General features: G+C 41.2%; 8 protein-coding genes. 4 read left to right on the top strand and 4 right to left on the bottom strand.

The features are described from left to right. Positions 1–127: 127 nt before the first annotated feature. A complete protein-coding gene (locus LIX84_RS23125; RefSeq protein ID WP_226422259.1) occupies positions 128–496 on the bottom strand; it encodes a hypothetical protein in 369 nt (122 codons plus the stop codon). 194 nt (positions 497–690) lie between these two features. Between LIX84_RS23125 and LIX84_RS23120 the strand changes: the two genes are divergently transcribed. Together LIX84_RS23120 and LIX84_RS23115 are read left to right on the top strand one after the other, a co-directional pair. Beyond that, on the top strand, positions 691–936 hold the full coding sequence (locus LIX84_RS23120) for a type II toxin-antitoxin system CcdA family antitoxin (protein WP_226422258.1): 246 nt from the start codon (positions 691–693) through the stop codon (positions 934–936). Continuing rightward, positions 936–1,253, top strand: a complete 318-nt coding sequence (locus LIX84_RS23115; RefSeq protein ID WP_026050327.1) for a CcdB family protein — start codon at positions 936–938, stop codon at positions 1,251–1,253. Before LIX84_RS23120 ends, LIX84_RS23115 begins: the two co-directional genes overlap by 1 nt. Before the next feature lie 116 nt (positions 1,254–1,369). Here LIX84_RS23115 and LIX84_RS23110 read toward each other — a convergent pair whose 3' ends face one another. Next, on the bottom strand, positions 1,370–1,843 hold the full coding sequence (locus tag LIX84_RS23110; protein WP_226422257.1) for a hypothetical protein: 474 nt from the start codon (positions 1,841–1,843) through the stop codon (positions 1,370–1,372). A gap of 200 nt (positions 1,844–2,043) precedes the next feature. On the opposite strand from LIX84_RS23110, the gene LIX84_RS23105 reads away from it, so the two are divergent. Continuing rightward, entirely contained in the window at positions 2,044–2,328 is a 285-nt protein-coding gene (locus LIX84_RS23105; protein ID WP_053312147.1) for a type II toxin-antitoxin system RelB/DinJ family antitoxin, read from the top strand. Beyond that, a complete protein-coding gene (locus tag LIX84_RS23100) occupies positions 2,325–2,603 on the top strand; it encodes a type II toxin-antitoxin system RelE/ParE family toxin (RefSeq protein WP_053312146.1) in 279 nt (92 codons plus the stop codon). The genes LIX84_RS23105 and LIX84_RS23100 overlap by 4 nt, the downstream gene beginning before the upstream one ends. A 107-nt stretch (positions 2,604–2,710) precedes the next feature. Here LIX84_RS23100 and LIX84_RS23095 read toward each other — a convergent pair whose 3' ends face one another. Next, entirely contained in the window at positions 2,711–3,295 is a 585-nt protein-coding gene (locus tag LIX84_RS23095; RefSeq protein ID WP_226422256.1) for a DUF6988 family protein, read from the bottom strand. Positions 3,296–3,398: 103 nt separating this feature from the next. Next, positions 3,399–4,097, bottom strand: coding sequence for a sulfite exporter TauE/SafE family protein (locus tag LIX84_RS23090; protein ID WP_226422255.1), 699 nt, complete (start codon positions 4,095–4,097; stop codon positions 3,399–3,401). Between the last annotated feature and the right edge of the window lie 33 nt (positions 4,098–4,130).

The following is a 4,130-nucleotide window of genomic DNA, read 5'->3' as shown; positions in this document are numbered from 1 at the left end:
ATAACGCCGCGTTAAGTGGTGAGCAACGCTACCACCACACTTAAACCATTGTGCCGTAAACACTAAAGCTGAATCAAACCGAAAATGCCAAGCGTTGGGAATCCGTCTTAAACGCTTTGTTATAAGCCTACCCAAAGATACGTGCCCAAACCCCTTTCTTTTCTGTTAGCTGAGGTTTCTGGCTTTTAGTTGGTTTAGTGCATTTATTAACCTGTTTCTTTTGGTCAGCAGCTGCCATTAGAATGTTCACTAAATCAAAGGTTGATTTATAATTAATCACATCACAAGCCTGCACAGATTTTGACTCGGGAAATAGGTCTTGGAAAATATATTTCCATACGTTGTAGTATTTCGAGCACTGTTTTTCAGTACCAAACATTTGCCCATAAGAACCACAAAGTAATGCATGGGTAATCTGTTTGCGCTGCCCATTGACCGCTTTTGCTTGGGAGATTTGCTCCGCACTGAGAGCAACAAGTATTAAAGAATTTTCCATATTTCCTCTTTGGCTTATAACGCCCAATTAAGGTGTGAGCCACGCTACCACTGCACTCAACTTAGACGCCGTCAACACTAAACTAAACCCAAACTAAAAATGCCAAGCGTGGGGAATCACTCTTAAATTGTTTGTTATATGCCTTTCGTACGCCTATACTTAATGCGCATCATAAATACGCATAGGTAATTATCATGAGAAACACATATAGTACGCAAGCACCCAAGAAGGCTGCAAACTTAAGCTTAAATAGCGAGTTACTCGCTGAAGCTAAGCGCCTAAACATAAACCTCTCGGCAACAATGGAAAAAGCCCTTGAAAAAGAAGTAAATCAGCGCCGTAAGACTGAGTGGTTAGAGCAAAATGAAGATGCTATCAACGCTTGCAATGAACTAACCGAAAATCACGGTCTGTTTTCTGATTCTTACCGAGTATTCTAATGTCACAGTTTTCACTATACCAAAATAACGATAAAAGTACTGCTACCGCTTACCCATACTTTGTTGATGTTCAAAGTGAAATGCTTGATACACTGAATACCCGACTGGTGATTCCATTAACACCGGTTGAAATGTTAGAGAAGAAAGCCCCTACTCACCTATGCCCAGTGATCCACATTGATGAAGGTGACTTCGTAATCCTAACTCACCAAATGGCAAGTGTACCAACTAAGATCTTGCGTGATCCGGTAAATGATTTGAGCACTTTTAGAAACGAGATTATTGCTGCTATCGACTTCCTGATTACTGGCATATAACGCCGCATTAAGTGGTGAGCAACGCAGACCACTGAACTTAAAGCATTGTGCCGTAAGCACTGAAGTTGAAGCAAACCAAAAATGCCGAGCGTTGGGAATCCGTCTTAAATGCTTTGTTATATTTTACTTTCTACATAGCTTGGGACATCAATTTTTTGTCCACCTTGAGAAAAGTGGAGATCAAATGCATAAGCTAACTTCTCTAGCGGTGCTTCGTTATAACCAACACTTTGAACCTCGGTGATGTAGCGTTTCAAAAAGCCAATAGCACCAAAAGTCTTCCATTGGGCAACATGCACCAACTCGTGAAAATGCAAACGTAAGTTCTTAGCGACACTCGGAACAATATAGTAAGTGTTCTTGTATGTTATGCCTTGGACTTCTATATCAAGAAAATCACCTAGACCCGCTTGGCGTAATTCTGGAAAATCTGGTTTTGGGATACTATCAACGACTACAAAATATGAGTCAGCTAGAAACTCTTCAGAGTAAAAACCAGCAAATTCAGTCGCAAACAACGCACAACTTTGCCGTTGACTAGAAAACCTTTCATTAGTTAAATCAATCCATTCTTCGATTCTGTTTAGCACGATGAACTCCAATAAAATATAACGCCGCATTAAGTGGTGAGCAACGCAGACCACCACACTTAAAGTATTGTGCCGTAAACACTGAAACTGAAGCAAAGCAAAAATGCCGAGCGTTGGGAATCCGTCTTAAATGCTTTGTTAGTTGCCCTTGCCTAACGCTAGTGCTAACATTTGTACACACGTAAATTTAGGAGTTACTCATGGACACTAGAATTCAATTTCGTGTTGATGACGAAGTTAAACGCTTAGCTCAACAAATGGCAGAGAGCCAAGGACGCACACTTAGCGATGCTTGCCGTGAGCTTACCGAGCAAATGGCTGAACAACAACGAAAAGCATTATCTCACGACAATTGGTTGACTGAACAAGTAAACCTAGCATTTGAGAAGTTTGACTCAGGAAAAGCTTCATTTGTTGATCACGACTCAGCAAAAGCACGAATGGCTGAGCGAAAAGCTAAGATTCGAAACCGAGGTCAACAATGATTTTATGGGAAGAAGAATCGCTAAATGATCGTGAAAAGATCTTTGAGTTTCTTTATGACTTCAACCCTGACGCGGCAGATAAAACTGACGAAATCATCGAAACTAAAGTAGAGAATTTACTTGAGCAACCACTGATGGGTGTTCAACGAGATGGTATTCGAGGGCGACTACTAATTATCCCCGAAATCTCGATGATTGTTTCCTACTGGGTTGACGGCTCAGTAATTCGTATAATGCGAGTTCTACACCAGAAGCAGAAATTCCCTACCGACTGATTGTAGTCGGTGGGCAAACTAACGCCGCATTAAGGTGTGAGCGGCGCTTGGCTATACTTGAGCGAAGCGAAACTGCCAAGCGTTGCGAATCACTCTTAAATGCTTTGTTATACGCATTCATGCATACGTTCGAACAACTTCTCAATACTAGCTTCCATTGAACTATCACGAGATATTTGAGCAATCGAAGCATTTGATAATAAAGAGAACATACACGCCTCTTGCAAAAACACCTTAACAACTTCAGCATCATATATGAAGCCAATACTTTCACCGTCAAATCTGTGAGCAATCTGAATGCTTTGACCGTGAGATAAACTATCAAGCACATTTTTTAGAGAGCTTTTTGCATACCTATTTAGAAATGAAAAATCTTGGTGTTTGTCTGTTAGTTCATCGACTAATGTACTCAATGCTTTGCCTTTCTTATTTCTGTTCTTTGTGGCTAGCACTTCAGAGTCTGACGCACAGTGGTAAACCCAACTACCTCGTATATACGCCTCAGCACAAGAGCGATACAACGAAGCGGCAGAACCATACCTTTGAATATCACATAGATGACTTATAGACATTGCATGTTCGTGACTAAGATCGAATAGAGCCATAGCCACTATATTTCGAGTATTTCTGTCGAACTCGACTTCACGAGTGAGTACGTCACACTGCCTAATGATGCCTTGAAATTCTTCCACAATCCCTCCTGCGTATAACGCCGCGTTAAGGTGTGACAAGCGCTTGCCATACTGTGAGCGAAGCGAAACCGGCAAGCGTTTGGAATCACTCTTAAACGCTTTGTTATAGCGCAACTTCACTTATCATCTTAACCGCTAGCAAAGTCAGTAGCGCCTTGATTATTGTAACAATATAACCATTTCTTGTGCTTAGTCGAAGCTTCGTTCCCAGAAACGAGCCTAAGATCGCGCCCATGACCATATAAACAATAAGACCTAAGTCAGAAAACATGCTCTCTGTGAACGACAAATACACCGGTATTTTTGCTAGGTGACTGATTGTCATAAATAATGAGCTTGTTGCTATGATTTCATCTTTCGACTTCAGTTGTTTTGTTAACACGCTCAAACTCAAAGGGCCAGTTGCACCAACTACCAACCCTAAACCCGTTTGCAAGAAGCCGATCAGATAATAGCTTTCGTATCGACTAACTGACGCTGAAAAACGTGGACTCCATAGATTGAGTAAAATATACAGGCCAATTGCAACTGGAACATACTCCATTGAAATATGAGAGAGGCCATAACCAATCGTTAATGCACCGACTACTGATCCAACTAAGAAGCGGGGAAGAAGTTCCCATCTAACATGTTTCAATGAAAACAACATGCGAGATGAGTTACTTGCTAATTGAACCAGACCATGGATTGGTATGATCAAATTAGGGCTTAGGAAGACTGGAAGAATAGCAATTAAAAGCATGCCACCACCAAACCCAACGATGGCAGCTACCATTGATGTAAGTAATGCGATTAATCCCAATAGATATTCGATCGTCGATTTCTCCTTGCGCTA

The organism is Vibrio sp. E14, assembly GCF_020515785.1.
GTDB lineage: Bacteria > Pseudomonadota > Gammaproteobacteria > Enterobacterales > Vibrionaceae > Vibrio > Vibrio diabolicus.
This window is presented reverse-complemented; position numbering and strand designations above follow the sequence as displayed.